The sequence below is a fragment of the Perlabentimonas gracilis genome (assembly GCF_011174675.1).
Lineage (GTDB): Bacteria > Bacteroidota > Bacteroidia > Bacteroidales > Tenuifilaceae > Perlabentimonas > Perlabentimonas gracilis.
The window spans coordinates 25,996-47,329 of record NZ_JAANIG010000021.1 but is presented as its reverse complement, the minus strand read 5'-3'; the positions used below and the strand labels follow the sequence as shown (position 1 = coordinate 47,329).

Annotated in this window: 10 protein-coding genes; 4 read left to right on the top strand and 6 right to left on the bottom strand. The window is 44.0% G+C overall.

Features of this window, described 5'->3' with window-relative positions; genetic code table 11:
* Positions 1-84: 84 nt before the first annotated feature.
* A complete protein-coding gene (locus tag G8O23_RS10330) occupies positions 85-672 on the bottom strand; it encodes a Crp/Fnr family transcriptional regulator (RefSeq protein ID WP_166364507.1) in 588 nt (195 codons plus the stop codon).
* A 317-nt stretch (positions 673-989) separates the two neighbouring features.
* On the opposite strand from G8O23_RS10330, the gene G8O23_RS10325 reads away from it, so the two are divergent.
* The 4 genes from G8O23_RS10325 (at position 990) to G8O23_RS10310 (ending at position 4,691) form a co-directional block, all read left to right on the top strand.
* Positions 990-1,367 carry a response regulator gene (locus G8O23_RS10325; RefSeq protein WP_166364505.1) on the top strand — a complete coding sequence of 126 codons (378 nt, stop codon included), beginning with the start codon at positions 990-992 and terminating at the stop codon, positions 1,365-1,367.
* Positions 1,368-1,401: 34 nt separating this feature from the next.
* Entirely contained in the window at positions 1,402-3,498 is a 2,097-nt protein-coding gene (locus tag G8O23_RS10320; RefSeq protein ID WP_166364503.1) for a methyl-accepting chemotaxis protein, read from the top strand.
* Between the two features lie 219 nt (positions 3,499-3,717).
* On the top strand, positions 3,718-4,239 hold the full coding sequence (locus G8O23_RS10315; protein WP_166364501.1) for a chemotaxis protein CheW: 522 nt from the start codon (positions 3,718-3,720) through the stop codon (positions 4,237-4,239).
* Positions 4,240-4,259: 20 nt separating this feature from the next.
* Positions 4,260-4,691: a response regulator gene (locus G8O23_RS10310; RefSeq protein ID WP_166364499.1), complete on the top strand. Its 432-nt coding sequence runs from the start codon at positions 4,260-4,262 to the stop codon at positions 4,689-4,691.
* Between the two features lie 328 nt (positions 4,692-5,019).
* On the opposite strand, the gene G8O23_RS10305 is transcribed toward G8O23_RS10310, so the two are convergent.
* The 5 genes from G8O23_RS10305 to G8O23_RS10285 all read right to left on the bottom strand — a co-directional run bounded on the left by G8O23_RS10305 (position 5,020) and on the right by G8O23_RS10285 (position 21,077).
* Positions 5,020-5,988 carry a response regulator gene (locus tag G8O23_RS10305; RefSeq protein ID WP_166364497.1) on the bottom strand — a complete coding sequence of 323 codons (969 nt, stop codon included), beginning with the start codon at positions 5,986-5,988 and terminating at the stop codon, positions 5,020-5,022.
* Between the two features lie 25 nt (positions 5,989-6,013).
* The gene (locus tag G8O23_RS10300) at positions 6,014-8,692 is read right to left on the bottom strand and encodes a PAS domain-containing sensor histidine kinase (protein ID WP_166364495.1); all 2,679 of its coding nucleotides are present in this window, start codon (positions 8,690-8,692) and stop codon (positions 6,014-6,016) included.
* A 105-nt stretch (positions 8,693-8,797) separates the two neighbouring features.
* Complete coding sequence (locus G8O23_RS10295) at positions 8,798-16,894, bottom strand: PAS domain S-box protein (protein ID WP_166364493.1); 8,097 nt, start codon at positions 16,892-16,894, stop codon at positions 8,798-8,800.
* A 501-nt stretch (positions 16,895-17,395) separates the two neighbouring features.
* Positions 17,396-17,860: an IS200/IS605 family transposase gene (gene tnpA / locus G8O23_RS10290; RefSeq protein ID WP_166364491.1), complete on the bottom strand. Its 465-nt coding sequence runs from the start codon at positions 17,858-17,860 to the stop codon at positions 17,396-17,398.
* Positions 17,861-18,173: 313 nt separating this feature from the next.
* A complete protein-coding gene (locus tag G8O23_RS10285; RefSeq protein ID WP_166364489.1) occupies positions 18,174-21,077 on the bottom strand; it encodes a CheR family methyltransferase in 2,904 nt (967 codons plus the stop codon).
* Between the last annotated feature and the right edge of the window lie 257 nt (positions 21,078-21,334).

The following is a 21,334-nucleotide window of genomic DNA, read 5'->3' as shown; positions in this document are numbered from 1 at the left end:
CCGGGTTTTGTTTTCAGTATCAGCAACAAATATATGCCATTGACAAGTTACAAAACAATAACATATGTTAATAAAATGGGGCTATTATATTATACCCTTTAATCGACTTAGGTGAACTGGCGTAATGTTTAGGTACGAAGCCACAAGATGCTGCGGAACTCTTTGCAGAATGGATGGATAGCGTTTACTCATTTTTCGGTACCGCGTAATGGCATCCTCGGTATAAATATCTCTTACCTTATTCATAAACATAAAAAGATATTTTTCGGCAAGCAATCGACCTAGCTTTTCGCCATTCTGCAAGTTCTTATATCCATCGTGAACCGTATGATACGTCATTACTACAGCCTCAACGGGCTCAAGCGCCTGAATGGAGAAGTATGCTGGTTCAACTGCAACAAAACTCTCGTAATCGGTTATAAATTCTTTCTCCATAGTAAAATGGAAAGTATTTTCCTCACCTTTAGCATTGAGAAAAAAGGTGCGGCATAAACCTTGGTTGATAAAAAAAATATTCTTACAGGTCTCACCCGCCTTAAGAAGAAGTTCTCCCTTTTTAAATCTTACCACCGATAGCAACTCACTATAGTATAGCATTTCATTTGAATCTATCTCGATAAGAGATTGGAGAGCATTGAAGAACTGGGTGTACTTGTAATCTGAACTCATCATCTTGGTAAGTTATTTCCCTAAAGTAATGAAAATTATTGTCTTGTGGTAATCGCAGGTAAATACTTAATTCCGAAAAATAACCATAAAACGGCATCGATAATAATTACACATTAGGTGTTTCCACCCTATGGTCAACATAAAGCACCTAAACAATTCATAGGGAGACCCTCTTCTAATTTCATAAATATCTGTTATTATGCACCTTAGCCCTATATAAGCAGTACGTATTTATACCTCATTTTTTCAAACAGGTGCTAGCACTCTTTTATTGGGAGGGTGTTGGGGTTAGCTTTGTATAAGAAATTAATCACACGAAAATGAACCCAGTTCCCAAGATACTAATTGTAGAAGATTCCTACTTCAACCAGGTGCTTGTGGAGTCGTTGCTAAACAGCTGGGGTATAGAAACTACAACCTGCAAAGATGCCAAGGCAGCATTGAAAAATCTAGCTAACGAGCATTTTGAACTAGTCATTCTAGACCTTATGATGCCAGAAATGGATGGGTTTGAATTTCTTAACCATAAGCATCAGCTTAACGATAGCACGCCAGTAATAGTTGTGTCGGCCAAAGCCGATAAAGCAAGCATTGAGCGCACAAAGGATCTGGGTGCAGTAGATTTCTTAGTAAAACCATTTAGATCGGAAACATTTAAATCACTAATAACTAAACACCTAAACCAACAGAAGCAATAGTATTGCTTCGCTAAAAATTCAGGAGGACAAAGCTATGAAATTTAGAGACTTAAAAATTGGAACAAAAATTATGACTGGGTTTGGCCTAGTGGCGCTAATAGCCCTAGCAATTGGAATCATTGGGTTCGTAGGTTTGAACCGGGTTTCAAAATCATTCCATGATGTGGCCGATGTAAATATGCCTTCGGTAGGGGCATTACAAGAAATTGAGCTAGCATTCGAGATGGTTCAATCGGCACATCGTACGCTACTAATTCCAAATCTGGACGCATCAGAAAAATCACAACAATTTCAGCACCTTGACAACGCTCGTAAACGGCAAGCCGAAGCGCAGGCATTGTACGAGTCGTTACCCCACTCGGCTGAGGAGGCACAGATGTGGGACGAGTTTGTAAGAAGCCGAGACAACCGTAGGGGCGTTAACCTAGAGTTTGAATCGTTAGTTAACGATATGGCCACAATTGACATCAGCTACCCCATGGAATTGTTAAAGGATTTGCAGCAGTTTAAGGGAGATCACCACGAACTTCAGGTAAGAGTTGCAAATGCCATCAGGAGTGGAAGAACTTTTGAAGGCGGCGATGATCATACCCTGTGCAATCTTGGCCGCTGGCTTCCAAACTTTGCATCAACAAACCCAAGGCTAGCTGCGGCTTTTAACGATCTTCGTGAACCCCACGGCCAGTTCCATCGCGCAGTGCATGAGGTGAACAGATTGCTTCGCAATGGAAATAACAATGCTGCCTGGGCAATATACGAGCGTGAAATGTTACCAAGTGCCGAGAATGTATTTAAGTATTTTGATGTAGCCATTCAGGAAGCAGAAAGAGCAGTGGCATTAGCGGAGGAGGCTAGTCGTAAAAGTTTAATAGAAGCTTTACCCCTAAATCAAGCAGCCGTTAAAAACTTAACTCAACTTATTACCTACAACGACAACGAGGCTGCAACTGCTGTTAATCTAGGTGATAGGGCTGTGAGTGCATCCACAGCAATGGTAGTAGGGGGAATAATTGTAGGGTTAGTTCTTGCCCTCATCCTTGGCCTTCTAATCACTCGCATAATTTCTGCACCAATTATTAAGGGCGTTGGTTTTGCTCAAACCATTGCCGAGGGCGACCTAACCGCCGAACTCGAAAACGAGATACTCGACCGTAAAGATGAGGTAGGACAGCTTGGCAAGGCCATGCAGAACATGGTGGATAAGCTGAAAGAGGTGATTGGTAGCGTGATGCTAGGATCGGATAATATTGCCGCAGCCAGCATGCAGATGAGCTCAGGCAGCCAGCAGGTATCGCAGGGTGCCAGCGAACAGGCATCGAGCGCCGAGGAGGTAAGCAGCTCCATGGAGGAGATGGCAGCCAATATTCAGCAGAATACCGATAATGCCCAGGAGGCCGATAAAATATCGCAAAAGGTACAGGATGGCGTTAGTAAGGTTGGGGCAGCATCTCAGGACAGCTTAGTATCCATTAAAAATATTGCTGAGAAGATTAACATCATCAACGATATCGCTTTCCAAACCAATATTCTTGCGCTTAACGCAGCTGTTGAGGCAGCCCGGGCTGGTGAGCAGGGACGTGGATTTGCAGTGGTTGCCGCTGAAGTACGCAAACTGGCAGAGCGCAGTAAGATTGCCGCCGATGAGATTGTTGCTCTAGCCTCAAAAAGCGTAGATGTTACCGAGAATGCTGCAGAGCTTATGACTGGACTAATTCCTGAAATTGAGAAAACAGCCAAGCTGGTTCAGGAGATTGCTGCGGCCAGTATGGAGCAGAGCAGCGGATCCGATCAGGTGAATACCGCTATTCAGCAGCTTAACCAGGTTACCCAGCAGAATGCCGCTGCTAGCGAGGAGATGGCCACCAGCGCCGAGGAGCTAAGCAGCCAGGCCGAGCAGCTTAAAGAGATCATTGGGTACTTTAGAATTGATAGCCGCCGAATCAATAAGTTCCAGGCCGAGAGTCACTACGCACCAAAAAAAGTGGCAACCCCCAACGTGCAGACAAAGCAACAAGAGAATACTAAGGGTGTTAGCCTAAAGATGGAGGGCAATGGTAAGACCAATAAATTCCATGAAGTAACAAGTAAGGCAAAGGTTACAAGTAACGACGGCGATTTTGAAAACTTCTAAACATTCATCCAAAGCGTTTAGCGTGTTTTGCCACGCTAAACGCTCAATAGATCTGCTAAAATGTTAACCTTTTACCACCCTTTGGATCCATTTGATATAGCAGGAGGCTACATTGTATACTTTGTACAAGTATATGGTAAGGAATCCACTGGGTGTTATGGTAAGAAGCGCAACAACAAAAGAACCATGGGAAAAACAAACCGCTAAAACTAAGAAATTATGAGCAACGAAAAAGATACAAAGATTAACTCATACCTATCGTTTAAACTAGGCGATGAGGAGTTTGCAGCACACGCCAGTAAGGTGCTCAACATTCTGGAACTAAGCAAAATTACAGTAGTCCCTCAAGCTCCTGAGTATATGAAAGGGGTTATCAACCTAAGAGGCACTGTTCTGCCGGTAATTGATACACGAATTAAGTTTGGCATGAGCCCCACAGAATACACCACTAACACATGTATAATTGTAATGGATATAGTGGTGGACAATGAGTCGGTAAAACTAGGGGCCCTGGTTGATGCTGTGCAGGCAGTACTGGAGATTGAACCAAGCCAAATTATGCCCGCTCCAAGCATTGGTAGCCGATATAGAAGCGAATTTATTGATGGGGTAACGAGTATTAATGATCGATTCGTGATGATTCTAGATATGGACGCCATTTTTTCGTCGGACGATTTAACTTCACTTGTTGAAACGACCACCCAGGGTTCGTTAAAACAATCGGTGGAAGAAATTGCATAAATAGCCATACGCAAAGCAAAGTGAACAAACTAAAGGCACAAATGATGTTTGATACTACCAACATACAAATGCAGCAACGGATATTAATAATAGATGACGATCGGGAGTTGGCTCAAAGCATCAGGGAAATTCTTGTAGAAGAAGGATTTCGGGTTGATATGGCCAGCAATGGACGGGAGGGAATACGCCTACAAAACACGATGCCATACGAGCTAATTATCACCGATATTGTAATGCCCGAAGAGGATGGCCTTGAGGTGATCATGTGGGTTAGAAAGACGCACCCCAACACCAAACTTATAGCCATATCGGGCGGAGGCTACTTCGATTCGCGCGATTACCTGCTTATGGCCAAGGAATTGGGTGCAAAAATTGTTCTCTGCAAACCTTTTGAAATAAAGAGCCTTTTATCGGGAGTTCGACGATTACTTGGTATTGAGAAACCAGCGTAAATACATACGCTTTGAGAGTGAAACCAGCCAGCCGCTATTACTAGCCGCTGGCTGGTTTGTTTTGGGGGATTGGGTGATTGATTGATTGAATGATTGAATGACCTGACAGCCCTGCCTGTCGCTTGCTTACCCTGCCTACCGAGGTAGGCGACAGCAGACAGGGTGCGAAGCTCCTGTCAGCGTCTAAGATTGATTAGATGGTTGGGTGATTGATTGACCCTGCTTGCCAGCAGGTAAGCTGCCTGACTGACGTCAGAGCAGGCAGGTTGGATGATTGGATGCCTGCCTGACTAATTTCGGCAGGTAGGTTCTGTGTGGGGCTGCTTGGCTACACCTTATAAATATTGTTTTTCACTGCCCACATGGCAAGCGCCACGGCATTTTTAGTTCCTGTTTTGGAGAATAGCCTCGATCGATGCCCCTCAACGGTTCGTTCGCTAAGAAAAAGCTTCTCGGCGATCTCGGCATTGGTAAACCCCTGACAAATAAGATCTAGAACCTCTACCTCCCGCTTAGTAACCGACAGGTTATCACCACTTGCTGCAGACTCCTCATTATCAGCCTCAAAGGTGTCGGTAAACTCTAAGGTACAAAGCAAGCAGGGTTGACCTCTGAACTGAATCTGCATGCCAACAAGGTCAACATTAGCAATCCTTTTGTCTTTCAACAGGATATCTACATTCAAATTGAATGAGGTTTTAAGTCCTCCCTTGCATTGCTCAGCTGCTTCGGAGAACTGGGTTAACGATCCTCCGCTCAAAATGTTAGTAACAGACATCCCCTCAATCTGCTCCTGATTATAACCAACCATCTTGCTAAGGGGACGGTTTACATAGTCGAACTTACACTGATTTAGAATAAAGGCAGGATTTCGGGTGTTTTCAAAAAGTACCTTAAAGTTCTCGTCATGCTGATCGGCTATGCGCTTGCGGCGCTCAATACGCCTTTTGATTACCGCAACAAGATTATCGAATTCGAAGGGCTTTGTAATGTAATCATCTGCCCCCAGGTGAAGGCCTGCCAGGATATCGTCGCGGGTAGATTTGGCCGAAAGAAAGATAAACGGAATTACCGATGTGGTATTGACCTGATGGAGCATATTGTATACCTCATAACCCGATAGCCCCGGCATATTGATATCACAAACCACCACATCGGGAATATGGAGCAAAGACATTTGAATACCCTGCGCCCCATTTTCGGCAGCAAGCGCCTCAAAGCCTTCGTCCCTGAGCAACTCTACCGTTGTCTCTCTCAAATCCGGATCATCCTCTATCAGGAGTACCTTTTTGCCCATAGCCTGCAATTATAAGTATTTAGAATCATATCGGTATAGTAACTACTATCTCTGTCCCCTTATCTTCTTCGGAATTAAGGGTAATCTCTCCTCCATGAAGCTCCACACACCGCTTCACAATATTGAGCCCCAAGCCCGTGCCAGAAACGTCCTTTGAGTTTGATGCCCTAAAATAGGGATCGAAAAGGAATTGCTGCTCCTCCTTGGGTATACCAATACCCTGATCTTTAACCCCTATCTCAAATATTCCGCTACCATTCAGACCAATCCTCACATCAATAGGCGTAGCGCTAGGTGAATATTTTATCGCATTGCTAACAAGGTTACCAAGAATATGGGTTAAGAGGTTCTTATCCATCTGAGCCTTCGTTCCAGAGCAATCAAGAATAACTACATTAACATTGGTCTGCAGCTGATAATCGATCTGCTCCAATAGATCGTCGGTAAGCATTCGCAAATCCCATAGCTCGGGAGTAAAGCTTAGCCTTCCGCTCTGATCCTTGCTAACCAGCGATACCTCATTAAGGAGGGAGGTAAGCCTACGTTCGGCATTTAATAACCTATTAATAGCATAATGCGCTTTCTCCAACCGATTATCCTTAAGGTATTTTTGCAGCAGCTGCACATTGAGCGAGATGTTGGTTAACGGGGTGCGGAACTCATGCGATACGGTAGATATAAACTGTGTTTTCTGTCGGCTAAGCTCCGTCTCCTTCTCCAATGCAGCCTTTATCTCATCTCGAGCTTTAATCTTCTCGGTGATATTATGTGCATTCAGGATTATGCCTCCAACAGCAGGGTCGTTGCGCAAATCCGTTACGCTAACCTCATAAACCTTATCATATCCATCCTTGTGCTTAACGCTCACGTCGAAGGCTTTATAATGCTTTGCTCCCTTCCTATTTAGAACCTCCATCACCAGTTCTGCCTGATCTGGATCTAGGTAATCCAGGATATTATCATTAAAATAGTTATCAATACCATATCCCAGCTCGGTTTCAATCGATGGGCTTAAATACAATATCATACCTTTGCTATCGACAATAACAATAAGATCCGAGGCTTTCTCAATCATACTCCTGAACCGGTTCTCGTTGCTAACCAGCAGGTTTTCCATTATCTTTCGATCGGTAATATCAACTACAACCTCATCAATGTATCGTTCTTTAATATTGATAACGGCATAATCGACAACCCAAATCCCCTTACCCTGCAGGGTTGTAATTTCAAACTCACCGATGGCTGAACCCTTTTCCCTCAGTGTTTTAAGGAATTTCGATCTTTGGGTAGCATTTTTGAAATGTTTTTCTATAGATTTTCCAGCAATATGCTTTTCGTTTCTATAGCCAATTAGCTGGGCAAAGTAGGTATTGCAGTTACATATAATACCCGTAGTGGTTCTTGTTCGGGAGATTCCCACAAGGGCATTGTTAAACATGGTTCGATATCGCTCCTCATTCTCCTCCAGTTTTTGCTGATAGATTTGGGTTTGGGTGGTGTCATGAAAAACCTCAAGGATAAACTCCTGGTCGTTTATTTTGATAGCTTCGCCACTCCATTGCACAAAAACCACGTGCCCCGAATTGGACATCATGGTAAGCGGAACACCGGTTAGCCTCCTCTTTTCATGCAGGTCAGCTAAAAGATGATTATAGGCTTCGCTATTTATAAGCAGGTTAAAGTCTTCGAGGGTTTTCCCTTTGGTTTCGTTTGCCTTGAGGCCAAAAATTTTGAGAAAGCTCTGGTTTAACTCGATTATTTTTTTTGATTGCAGCTCGCGAAGTACCAAGCCATTGGGGTTAAGCCTAAATAGGTGCATAAACAGCTCCTGCGACTGCCTGAGCTCCTGCTCAATAATCTGCTTCTTCTTAATCTGCTCCAGTAGCACGTTGTTAATCCTCACCAAGTCCTTGGTTTGGCTTGCCACCTCGCTGGCCAGGCTATTCTTTATCCTTTGCAACTCGGAGAATGCCAAGTTTTGCTGGGTAATATCTATTAGTATGCAAAACAAAACCTTTTGACACCTGTAGTCGATAACGCTGTAGTGAATCTGTGCATCACGAGTTGCACTGGGAGTTATGAAACTTTGTTCCAACCCAGTGTATCTGCTTTTCACAAAAGAACTTAGCGAACTATTGAACTGGCTTGTGGGGGTGTTGGTAAAACTTGCCAAGGGCAATCCCACGAGTTTACCTTCGGGTAGTCCAAAAAAATCGAATGCTTGCCTATTGGCCTTAGTTACTATAAAATCTTCAGTATCTACAAAAAGTACTGGCAAAGTTGAACTCTGTATAAATCTATCAATAAGTTCATCTTCACAACAATCCGGCTGCTGCACTTTTCGCTCTACAATGGAATGCAATGCAACGGTATAGTAGGTTTTGTCCGCTATACTAATCCTGTTGCAAATCATACTGTAGGCTGTAGGCCCCTCGCTTAATGTAATATCAATGGCAATGGTTTTGGGCAGATTGGAATCTGGCAAGGCCATTACTTCCCGCTGCAATAATTCCATAGATATCCCCAGCTTGCCTAAGCAATCCTCAGTAGGTATGGCCTCAGCATCACCCAAAAGCATGGCAGCTTCGCTGTTACGATCTACGATTGTTCCCTTGGCATCGAGTATCAGCATTGGCACACCAACACCCTCAATAAGGCTGCCAACTATTTCAAAATTAACACTATGATTGTTAACTAAAGCCATATTATTACCTCAAAAATTCTATGCCAACCTCAGAATTACCAAAGATAACCTTTATACCCAGAAAGTGAAATTGGGTTAATGTATTTAGACTTTTTCTACACAAAGTCAAGGTTTAGTAAGATACTCGGCAATGGCCTTTAACAGCTCAACTCGTCTAACTGGTTTAGAAATGTAGGCGTTGCATCCTGCTGCTAGGCAGTTCTCACGATCACCGGTCATAGCGTATGCTGTTAGGGCAATAATGGGAATACTCACATTCATTTCACGAATGACCCTTGTAGCTTCCACCCCTGTCATTACAGGCATCTTTATATCCATAAGAATTAAATCGATATCGGAGTTGCTCTGCACAATATCAACCGCCGCTTGGCCATCGAAGGCTCTAATTAGTGTTGCCCCTGAATCTTCGAGCAGCTCACTAATATATAAATAGTTTGCCTCCTCGTCCTCGGCAATAAGAATGGTTTTATCGGCAAAGCAGAACGAATCGGATTCAACCATTTTCCCTTGGGTTACCTCGGGTGTAATAACGGGTTCGTAGGGAATGGTAAAGTAGAATTTTGCCCCCTTACCAAGCTCAGACTCGACCCATATTGTACCGCCAAGCATCTCGATAAAGGCCTTGCAAATTGGCAAGCCCAGACCTGTACCGCCATAGTTCCGGGTAGAGCCCATATCAACCTGACGGAAGCGTTCAAATATAAGCTCGTGATTGCTTGGGTCGATACCAACCCCAGTGTCCTTCACATAGAACTTCAGCATACTATCGGCAAGCGTATAGCCAATATCAACTGTGCCACTCTCGGTAAACTTAAGGGCATTATTAAGCAAGTTGGTAAGCACCTGATTGAGCTTGCTCGAGTCCGTAAGTACTTCGTCGCGATTATTGGGGAGATGGCACGAAACAAGGATTTGGACACCGTTGGCTTGAGCCTGGGGCTCAAAGATGTCCCTAATCCGATATATGGCCTTATTGATGCTCGCTTTACCAAGATGTACCTCCATTTGACCTGTCTCAATCTTCGAAATATCTATCACATCCTCAACCACGCTAAGGAGTTGATGACAAGCGGAGTTGAGAATATGCGCAAAGAAATCTTTCCTTTCGGTGGGAAGCTTAGGATTGAGCAACATCTCCGAAAAGCCAATAATGGCATTCATTGGCGTACGGATTTCATGGCTCATATTAGCCAGGAATGCCGATTTTAGCTTGTCGCTCTCAACCGCCTTTTTGGTAACATCAACCAGTTCTTTGTTAATCTTTGCAATGCGCTCGTTACTCTCTGTTAGCTCCTCGTTTAGAGCCAAATACTCCTCATTCTTCTCCTTTAGGGTGAGTTCACTTTCCCTTAATGCCTCCTCGGCCTTTTTCCTTTCTGTAATATCGGTAAAGCCAACCAGACTTGCCCACACCTCGCCGTTGCTGTTGTATACAGGACATCCGTATACTTCTAAAAGTACTCTACTACCATCGGGTTGTAATACCTCCATATCGTCAACGTACGAAGCTTGTCCGTTTATCCCCCTCACAATAGGCATTTCCTCAGTAGGGTATAAATTAGCTGATCCCGCTTTGTAAGCCATATAAACCTCCGATAGGGTTTCAGTGCTGGCATCGTCAACAATTCCTCTACCCAACAGCTTTTTGGCATGCTCGTTGGCAATAATAGGCTTTCCATTAAGCGCATCAACCATAAAAATGCCAATGGGAAGATTATCGAGCATGGTGTTAATTAGCCTGTTGTTCTGCTCAAGGGCAAGTATTGCGTTCTTGCGATCGGTAATATCCTCCTTAACAGCAATAAAGTTCACAATCTCGCCCCTCTCATTCTTAATGGGCGATATTGATGCAGATGCCCAGTAGTGTTCACCGGTCTTCTTCCTATTGCAAAACTCACCCTTCCAGTCGTTACCACTTTTAATGGTATCCCAAAGTTCCTTGTAAAACTCCTGACTGTGGTAATCGGATTTTAGCACTCGTGGGTTTTTCCCCATTACCTCCTTAGCAGTGTATCCTGTTACTTCGGTATACCTTGGATTTACAAACTCGATATTCCCATCTATATCAGTAATTACAACGGTGGCAGGGCTTTGTTCTATTCCCTTTGAAAGTTTAAGCACCTGCTCCTCAGCCATTTTACGCTCGGCAATATCCCAGGCCATATCGGCCAGCTGGGTTATTATATCAATATCATTCTTGGTATAATGGGTAGTTTTGTTCCCTATGCCAAGAACCGCTACTATACGCCTATTGCGGATAACGGGGACAGTTAGCTCGCGTGAAACAAGCGCATGCCCCTTGGGTAACTCCTTTCGATGGGCTAATGTTTGATAATCGTTATGAATTATGGGCTTACGCTTCTTAATACATTCAACCCAAACGCCAGCTTTATCAATAGGGTAGTGCATATCGAATTCACTTGTAACCTTGCAGAACTCCTTCTCTGTACGTTCCGACCATTGATTAAGCTTAATGACACCTTTCTCCTCATCAATAAAATGGTAAAAACCAATCTGGCTACCCGTAAGATCCTCGGCCACTGCAAGAGTTTCCTTTAGCAGCTCGGGAAGGGAATGCGTGTCGGCAAACTCCAGAAGTTTTAAACGCCCTTTCATTAGCCTTTCGGTTTGCTTGCGCTGGGTAATATCGAGCGCGGTAAAAGTTACCCCTTGCGATAAATCGCCCTTAACAATTGGGGTTGATGATAGTAGAACGTTAATAATAGCACCATCCTTTCGTTGCCAAGCTGTTTCGACAGAGCCTGTTCCCTTCTCGGCAATCTGCCTGTACTTCTCCTTACCAACGTATTCAAACTCCTCCTTGGTGGGGTAAAGTATTTGGGCACCTTGCCCCAGCAGATCTTCCTTTGCATATCCTGTAATATCGCAAATGGTTTGGTTCACCTCGGTTAAAACCCGATTAACCACCACGCCAATGCCAATGGGGGCCACGCGGAATATGCTCGATATGCGCTCCTGACTTGCCCTAAGCGCATCCACAGCTTTTGTGCGTTCGGTTATATCCTCCACAATGCCCTCGTAGTAAAGCACATTTCCCTTATTGTCGTAAACGGCTCTAGCACTCTCGGAGATATTGATAACCTTTCCGCTCTTTGTTCTCCAGCCCGATTGCAACCCTTTGACCTCTCCTCTCTCCTCAATTAGCCGCATAAACTGGGTTCTTTCGTAGCCCGTTTCGTAGTCCTTCTTATTGAGGTTACGCCTGGTTAACTCCTCGAAGCTTGAGTACTCCAGCATTCTTACGAGGGCCGGGTTTGCCAATAATACTTTCCCATCGGGCGTTGTGCGGTAAATGCCCACGGTGGCGTTCTCGTATAGGCCCCGGAACCGCTCTTCGCTTTCGCGGAGGGCATCCTCCATCTGTTTCCGCTCTGAGACATCAACAAATATAAGGGAGACCAACTTCTTCTGGGTTTTAATAAGTGATGTGTAAGCCATCAGCGAGATATCTTTTTTGCCACGGGTATCCACAACCGCATTGTACTCCACATCGCGCAGGCTTTCGCCTGTTTTAATGGTTTGAGCAATGGCATTATTTAGGTCGCAGCTGGGACATTTGCTACCATACCCGCACCCCAACTTATGCTCGCTTGCGTTTATACAGCCAAATACGCCACAGGCCCTGCCATTGATTATCTCATCGTATGGTTTTCCAAAAAACTCCACCAGGTAGTTGTTGGCATACACCACATTCTGATGCTCATCGAGTATGCACATCATGAGTGGGGAGTTATTGTATATCGCCTCCAGCTCGGCCGTTTTGGCCTTAATGGCTAGTTCGGCCTGTTTGCGATCAGTAATATCTCGGGTAATATTTAGCACTGCCGGTCCACCCAAATAGTTAATTACAATTGCTTTAACATTGGCGTATATAAAATGGCCATTCTTATGCCTTAGCGTTGTTTCGAATTCGGCCAAACCGGTAGATTTCAAATCCCTCATCCTTCTCTCCATAATGGACTTACCCACCTCTACCTCCAAGTCGTTTACGGTAATCTGAAGGAACTCTTCGTAGGTATAGCCAAGCATTTTGGCGGCGGATGGGTTCGCTTCAATAAAGGTTGTAGCGCCTCCGTCGGGTTGAAACCTAAAAATGGCGATACCGTCCCTATTCGCCTCAAAAAGCATTCGGTACTTCTCCTCGCTCTCGCGAAGGGCAAGTTCGGCTTGCTTTCTTTCGGTTATCAACTCGGTATACACTATTACCCCTCCAATTGAACCATTCGCCTCGTACCAAGGACGGCACTCCCAGCGGGTCCACTCCATAGAGCCATTGGGCATCTCAAACGGATCATCGTCCTTTCTTACTACCTCTCCCCTAAGGGCAAGCTGATGTGCATCTCTTAGTTTTTGAGGTAGATCGGGGAACACCTCGTAATGATTCTTACCTATGATATCCTTCTCTTTAACACCAAAGTCATCAATATATCGCTTGCTCACATAAACATAATTCATATCCCTATCGTGAACAGCCACTGCTCCCCTATTGTGCTCAATGATATAGCGCATTAAATAATGCGAATGAGCCAACTTTTCCTCGGCAAGCTTCTGCTCGGTAATATCCCTAAACTCAACCACCCGAACCTGCTTGCCCTTGTATGGGATGTTTCTGGCCTCCAAACGTACGGGATATTTTGAGCCATCCTTTCGCACCCCTATAGCCTCATAGGGCTTCTCATAACCAGCAAGGATATTATCGAGCACCATATCACGGGTTTCCTCTGCAATAAGCAGTAGGCCATTCATACCAATTAGCTCATCCTGACTATATCCTGTAATTTCGGATAGCCCCTGGTTGCAATCGAGAATAAGCCCCTTGTCGTGAATGGTTATCCCTCCGAAGGATGCATTGTGGAGCGCCTTGAAGCGGGTTTCGCTCTCTTTAAGGGCATTCTCAAACGCCTTTTGCTCGGTTACATCCATAACGGTTGATACCATGGTGTTCTGCTCAAAGAGCGGGATATTTACTGCATTAACAATTCTAACGCTGCCATTCTCCTGGGTAACCTTAATGTTTTCCCAACGCATCCGCTCGGGATCGCCCGACTGGATATCGGCCATAATGCGCCCCATTAGCTCCTCTCGATAAGTCTTGTCGGGGTAAATCCTTTCGAAGAATTGTGAGATATTTTTTAACGCCTCCTCGCTCCAGCCATAAATCTCCTGAAACTTTTTATTAATATAGGTGGCCTGGCCCTCATCAATATTATTTAGGGCAACGCCAATGGGAAGGTTATCGAGTACGGTTTGAATAAAATGATTCCTCTGCTTTAGAGTTTCTTCAAACTGCTTTCGTTCCGTGATATCAACGTGGGTGCCAACCAATCTTAGTGCTATGCCAGTATCATCTCGCTCAACCACTTTTCCTCGGGAATAAATCCATTTCCACTCCCCGCTAAATGATTTCATGCGAAATTCAATATCAAAAGTATCGGTAATTCCATTTACGCATTTAGCATGCTCAGCCCTAACCCCATCCAGATCATCGGGATGAACCAAGCCTTCCCATTCAGAACTTGATGTTGAAAATCCGCCCACCTCGTACCCCAGCATGGTGTAGTAAGCCGGACTATAATAGTTCGTCTTAGCTTTAACATCCCAATCCCACAGCCCATCGTTGGTGGCCTCCATGCTAAGCTTAAAGCGCTCCTCGCTCTCGCGCAGTTTCTCCTGAGCATATTTTCGTTCCGATATATCCCGGGTAAAACAAATTAGCTGACCACCATCGGCATCTAGGTACGATACCGATACCTCAACATCGAAAAGGGTTCCATCCTTTCGGCGATGCTTGGTTTCAAAAATATCTGAGCCTTCCTCAGCTATTCTATCAATATGCTTCCTAATATCCTCAGGGCTTTCGGTAACGTCAATTTGTGCTATTCTTAGATTTAGCAATTCAGTAAGTGAATAACCCGACATTTGGCAGTATGCCTCATTCACTTCGAGAAGGTTACCCTCTAGATCAGTTATCCAAAATCCATCGGCAGTGGTTTGGAGGATGGTGTTTAGATATTGCTCATTTTTTGCTATGGTTAGCTGTCCTTTTTTCTGCTCAGTGATATCTCTAACTATGGCTAGCGCCTTATCAACGCCAAATTTTACCAGCCTGGCATCAAAGTATTTTGTGTCGTTGTTCTCTTGTAGACTATACGAATAACACTGATAATCACCAGTTTCGAAAAGCTGCTCCAAAGCCCACTTATTAATCTCAGCAACCTCTTGGGGTAGTATATCGGATGCAGGCTTACCCAGAAACTCTGAGGGATTTGCTGCCAAAAGCGAATCGTTGGGCGAATAGTAATCGATGTATACACCCTCTCGATTGAGAACAAACATCATATCGGGTATAGCGGAAAGTATAGCTTTAGTTCGCAGGTTACTCTCGTTAAGATCCTCCATTACGTTGCGGAGCTCATCATTTGCCTGATTGAGTTCCTCATTTAGCGCAGTGTACTCCTCAACTTGCTCCTTAAGCTTAAGTTCGCTTGACTTAAGCCGTTCCTCGGCCTGCTTTTTAAAGGTAATATCCCTTGCCACCCCATACATTATATTCTCTTTTGGGTAAGGAAAGGAATTCCACGATAACCACTTGATTGTACCATCCTTACAGATGTACCTGTTTTCGAATTGGTAAATCTCCTGACCATTCACAATGGAAGCCTTAATGTTTTTCGTGGCCTCCCTATCGTCGGGGTGTACATACTCTAGCCATGGCTTTGCCATAAGCTCCTCGGTGGTGTACCCTAACACTTTGGACCACGACGGATTTAGGATTTTAAAATACCCATCGAACCCTGCAATGCAGAGCATATCTAAAGCGTGGTTAAAAATTCTATCGCTCATTACCAGCTTTTGCTCTCTATGTTTTCGCTCAGTTACATCTTGAACCATTCCCACCGAACGGATAACCCTACCATTATTATCCCTCTCGTGGTAGCATTTTTCATACACATACCTTACCTCTTTGTTGTCTTGCCTTACTATTCTGTGTTCAATCTCATAAACATTAGCATCATCCCTTAAGGAATTAACGTATGTCGTATGAACTGCCTCTCGGTCGTCGGGGTGCACTATCTCCAGAAAGTACTCATATGATCCCTTAGGTTGCTGGGGCTCCAAACCAAAAATACGGTAAATCTCATCGGACCAGTAGAGCTTATCATTTTCCATATCTAACTCCCAACTCCCGATATGTGCAATTTCCTGGGTTTTGCTCAGAAGATTTAGGTTTTCAGCGAGCTTTTCCCTAATCTTCTTTCGTTCTGTTATGTCCCTATTTGTGGCCCTCTGACCAATGTGTGTTCCATCCTCCTTAAATATACTCTGGCATGCATGGCCAATCCACCTAATCCCTCCATCCTTGCGGGTAATCCGGTACTCGGCAATATGCTCAACCCTGGTTTCGCCCGGAATCAGGGCAACCGATTTATGCTCATCGAAGTGGTGCTTATCGTCGGGATGGATAATATCCTCCAATAGCTTGGGGTTATCGAAAAACTCATACTTTGAATAGCCCGTTATCCGCTCGCATGAAGGCGACATGTAGAGCAATCGCCCCTGTTGATCTTGCCAGTACTCCCAGTGGTAGGCATAGTCGGCCACGGCTCGAAACCTTTCACGGCTCTCAATTAGCTGCTCCTCGTTAATCACCTCGCGGGTAACATCTAGGAAACCCATACGGTAATAAACCTTACCATTTTCCTTCTGGATGTTGCACTCCAACTTTACAAAAGTTTCCTTTTTGCAGTTCAACCTAACCAGAACACTGCTTTTGGCCTTCTCCTTATGAACCTTTTTCACCAGCAGGTAAAACTGATCCTGAAAATCGGGGTGTATGAGTGTGGTAATGGACTTCCCTTTAACATCAACTATTTCGCCTTCAAAATACCTTGCAAACATTTTATTTGCCGAAAGGATTTTATTCTCCTCATCTACAACAACGTAACCCATTGGCGCATCTTGAAAAAGCTCAACATAATGGCTCTGGGTCTTTTCCAACTCACCGTAAACCCTTTGCAACTCGAGGTTCTGGTACTCCAACTCCTGATGATAAATGCTTACCTCCTGGAGAATCTCCTCTAGCGTTTTGCTGCCCAATTCGCTAAGATCCGGCTTTCTATTCTTCAGCACATCCTCAATCCTTTTGCGGAGAGCTTCCTTGCGGTTGTTTTGGTTTTCCATAATTTTATGGTTTCTGCGTTAGCCTGTCTGTTTCCAATATGCTGTCCCTACGGGACAGGTGTTGCGCTGTTTATTTCTTGCTACCGATATTTTGTCCCTACGGGACAAAACTGCGGGGTTGAACGGTATATTTCTTCCTACCAATATATTGTCCCTAACGGGACAAAATGCTTGGTTTCCCAATTCGCTGTCCCACTAGGGACAGGATATTGGTAAAAAGGTGTTGTGAAAAAGCGTAACCGTGCCGTTAGGTACGGGATTTAATGTATGTTTAATATGCTGACCCTACGGGACAGGTGTTGCTTGATATTGCTACAGATATTCTATCCCTATGGGACAGGTGTTTGTTGTTAATTATTTATCTAATACCAATATTTTGTCCCTAGGGGACAATTCGTACCTTGCTGTATTCGTTATGTCAATTCTCTGTCCCGCTAGGGACAGGATATTGGTAAAAAGGTGTTGTGAAAAAGCGTAACCGTGCCGTTAGGTACGGGATAATTAGTAAAAAACTGGTTTGAAAATATAACGGTCATCAAAATCAACCTCAAACTCCTTTAAGAAATCCAAGTATTCCTCAATAAAAGTCTCCTTTTTGTGATGTGCCTCTTGGCTCTCAATGTAATTAATAATTCTATGTAATTCCGATTTGCTATACGAGAAAGCCCCATAACCTTCCTGCCAGGAAAACTTAACTCTTACAAATCCCTTCTCATTAATCCATTTTGATGAATCACCCTTAATATCCTGGATTAGGTCAGAAAGTGATTGGGTGGGTCTGAATCCAAAAAGAATATGGATATGATCGGGCATCCCATTAATGGTTAGCAGTTTATGTTTATTGTTCTGCACTATCCCTGTGATGTACTTGTAAAGTTCATCTTTCCAACTGGGCTGGATTATGCATTCTCGATTCTGAACGGTAAAAACTGCCTGTATGTGTAATTGGGTGTAGGTATTGGCCATAATAATAATAATTTATTGGTTTGTTCAATATTTTGTCCCTACGGGACAAACTGCGGGGTTGCTTGATATTGCTACTACCGATATTCTGTCCCCGACAGGACAGGTGTTTGTTGTTAATTATTTATCTACCAATATTCTGTCTCTACGGGACAATTCGTACCTTGCTGTATTTGTTATGTCAATTCTCTGTCCCGCTAGGGACAGAATATCAGTAAAAATGTTACTTGAAAGAACTTTACCGTGTCGTTAGGCCTGTTTGCCAGCACACAAGTACGGAATCAAGTTTTTACATTCCAAACCTGTCAGGTTTATTTTATTCCACCACCCCAATACTAAAAACAGCACCCTCAAAATCGCCGTTTTGCGAAGCAACTGGGGAGCCGTATATTGAAAGAAGCACCTTGCTTCTACCCGGAATCTCTATGTAATGCCTAAAATCGGCTATATTTTCCCTTGTTCTTTTTATAATTGAAAATGGTAGCTCCTCCGATGGAATAGGCTTGCCATCAAGCCCAGTAATTTCCCACTTGGTGGCATTGTAGGTGCGCTTAGTGATTTCGGTTTGGGTAATGCCAAAAATTTTCTCGGCGGGTTTGTTGGCGTATATTATATTGCCATTCTTATCCAGTAAGGTTTTTGCCAGTGGGCTATTATCCAATATCCTCTGCAAAAGATCTTTACTCTGTCGCAGCTCCAACTCGGCATTTTTAAGCTTAGTAACCTCCACAAAGGTTATCATAATACCCTCTACCGCGTTGTAATCGGTTCGGTAGGGTCGCACACTGGCTTGCCATATCTTACCATCGGCACCTGCAATTTCCTTATCAATACTTTGTAGATTCTCTACAACACTAGTTACATCGTCAACCAAATCCTTATAGTTTGGCATGAAAGCAATATGCGATATGGGTCGACCGATGTCGGTTGGTAAAATATTTGATATCTTGGTTACAGCTGGCGTTATCTTCCGGATACACAGCTTTCGATCGAGATATAAAGCTCCCACCTCGGTATTCTTCAGGAGGTTATCCAAATCGTTGGTCATACGGGTTAGCTCCTCAATCTTGGTTTGGTACTCTGAGTTTACCGTGAAAAGCTCCTCATTAACCGATTGCAGCTCCTCGTTGGTGCTTTGCAGCTCCTCGTTGGAGGCAATAAGCTCCTCGTTGCTACTCTGCAGCTCCTCGTTCGATGTCTCCAACTCTTCAACGGTGGCCTGCAGATTTTCACGGGATGTTTGCAACTCCTTCTCCAGCTCAACCACCCGGTTGTTTACCTCCAACTCCACATCAACTGTTAACTTTTTTGTTCTTCTTTTTGATGTTTTTTGTTCATCGAAACTAAAGCTAATAATGTAGTAGGTGTTCCTATCGATGGCCATTGAACGCCCCTCAATCCTCACGGAGTTCCCCTCGAGGCCCTTAACACCCGTAATGTTTTCGAAAACAACATTTTTCTTATCCTTTTTCACCTTGCGAAGGATATTGTTAACGAATAATGAAAGATCGTTTTTAAGGATGCTTAACAGATTTTGTGAGAATCGACCGGGTTGTAACTCAATAAAGGGGTTAATATCATTCACCACATGCACAATATTATCGTTCTCGTCCACAATAAAAGATGGTGGCATAAACGAGGCGAGCGCGCTATCGAGGAGTTTATCAATTCTAAGATTAGGTTTTAGAGGCGAACGTAGAACAAACTGGTTTTCGAACTCGTTAGAGTGAGACCGGGGAAGCGGCATATCCCTTATAATTGGCGACTTGTAGCCCTCCCTGCCACGGTAGATCTTCCACTTGCTATCAACTGCTTCAAAGGCCTCGCTCATCTCGCCTATGCTCTCGCTGCTTCCCATAAACAGGTATGCCGATGGCTTTAGCGCGTAGTAAAACATGGCGAGTATGCGCTGCTGCATCTCGGGCTTGAAGTAAATAAAGAGGTTGCGGCAAACGATAAGGTCTAGCTTGGAGAATGGAGGGTCTTTTAACAAGTTATGGGTGGCAAAAACCACTATCTTCCTAACGTTCTCATTCACTTGGTAACCATTCTCCTTTCGGGTAAAATATTTGGCAAGAAGAGCAGGATCAATATCGGACACTATGCTGTCGGGGTAAAATCCTTGGCCTGCCACATCGAGGGATTGACGGTCGATATCGGTGGCAAAAATTTTGATGTCGCAGTCAATCTGGTTCTTGCTCATGTACTCCATGAACAGCATGGCTAAGGTGTAAACCTCCTCGCCCGTTGAGCAACCCACCGACCAAACCCTAACCCCAACCTTTGGGTTATACTGTATTTGCGATAAAATATTTTTGGTTAAACTGGTAAATGCCTCGGTGTCGCGAAAGAAACGGGTAACCCCAATGAGCATCTCGCGGTACAGGATATCCTTCTCCTTATCGGATTCCGATAGAAAAATCAGGTACTCCTCCAGCGTGTTGAACCGATTGATGCTCACCCTACGTTCGAGCCTGCGAATAATGGTGTTCTCCTTGTAGTACGAGAAATCTATCCCACAGTAATCTCTTAAAATCAGAGTAATCTTTGTGAGCGTATCTAAGTCCTTACCCAGAATATTCTCTTTGCTCTGCGATTTGCGAATAAATGGGTGCTCAACATAGTTTAGCAATGCTTCAGGCATTTTGGAGGGGTGGAGAATATAGTCCACCAGCCCTGTTGCAATGGAGCTACGGGGCATACCATCAAATTTGGCTGTCATCTCGTCCTGCACCATGATCATCCCTCCGGCCTCCTTAATGGCTCGCGTACCTAGGGTTCCATCGCTTCCTGTACCCGACAAAATAATGCCAATGGCATGCTTTCCCTTATCGGTTGCCAAAGACCGAAAAAAGATATCGATGGGCAGGTTTAGCCCCTTTTTAGCTCCTTGGTCATCTAAGTAAAGCTTTTCATGAAATATTGAGATATTTTTACGGGGAGGTATAAGGTAAATGTTGTTGGGCTTAATTGGCATTCCATCGCTAGCCACCTGAATTGGAATAGAGGTGTGGCGCGCCAACAGCTCATCCATGAGGCTTTTGTAATCTGGCGAAAGGTGCTGAATTACAACGAAAGCCAGATTTGTATCGGTTGGCATGGCGCTAAAAAAATCCTGAAGAGCCTCTAGGCCTCCGGCCGAGGCACCAATAGCAATCACCATCTGCTCTTCTGTGTTTTGTAGGTTATCTAGCGTGGCAACATCCCGTCGTTTTCCCATATACAATCTATTTTATTTAAAAGGTTTGGTTCCTTTTTCCAAATATAATTAAATAGTTGCATTTGTAAAACTGTTGATATGTGTTTTCCTCGAAACAGAAATTAGAAAGCAACTTGTCTGGATATCACAAAATCTCCATTAAGCATATAATTATGATGACCCAAATCATCCTATAGATTGCGATGCCTCACCAAAAAAAAATTGAAAACTACCCTTCTGTGCTTTATCTTTGATTCAAACAACTGATCAAACTAAGC

Coding starts and splice junctions, on each gene's coding strand:
- G8O23_RS10330 (WP_166364507.1), bottom strand. CDS start 672: ATGATGAGTTCAGATTACAAGTACACCCAGTTCTTCAATGCTCTCCAA.
- G8O23_RS10325 (WP_166364505.1), top strand. CDS start 990: ATGAACCCAGTTCCCAAGATACTAATTGTAGAAGATTCCTACTTCAAC.
- G8O23_RS10320 (WP_166364503.1), top strand. CDS start 1,402: ATGAAATTTAGAGACTTAAAAATTGGAACAAAAATTATGACTGGGTTT.
- G8O23_RS10315 (WP_166364501.1), top strand. CDS start 3,718: ATGAGCAACGAAAAAGATACAAAGATTAACTCATACCTATCGTTTAAA.
- G8O23_RS10305 (WP_166364497.1), bottom strand. CDS start 5,988: ATGGGCAAAAAGGTACTCCTGATAGAGGATGATCCGGATTTGAGAGAG.
- G8O23_RS10300 (WP_166364495.1), bottom strand. CDS start 8,692: ATGGCTTTAGTTAACAATCATAGTGTTAATTTTGAAATAGTTGGCAGC.
- G8O23_RS10295 (WP_166364493.1), bottom strand. CDS start 16,894: ATGGAAAACCAAAACAACCGCAAGGAAGCTCTCCGCAAAAGGATTGAG.
- tnpA (WP_166364491.1), bottom strand. CDS start 17,860: ATGGCCAATACCTACACCCAATTACACATACAGGCAGTTTTTACCGTT.
- G8O23_RS10285 (WP_166364489.1), bottom strand. CDS start 21,077: ATGGGAAAACGACGGGATGTTGCCACGCTAGATAACCTACAAAACACA.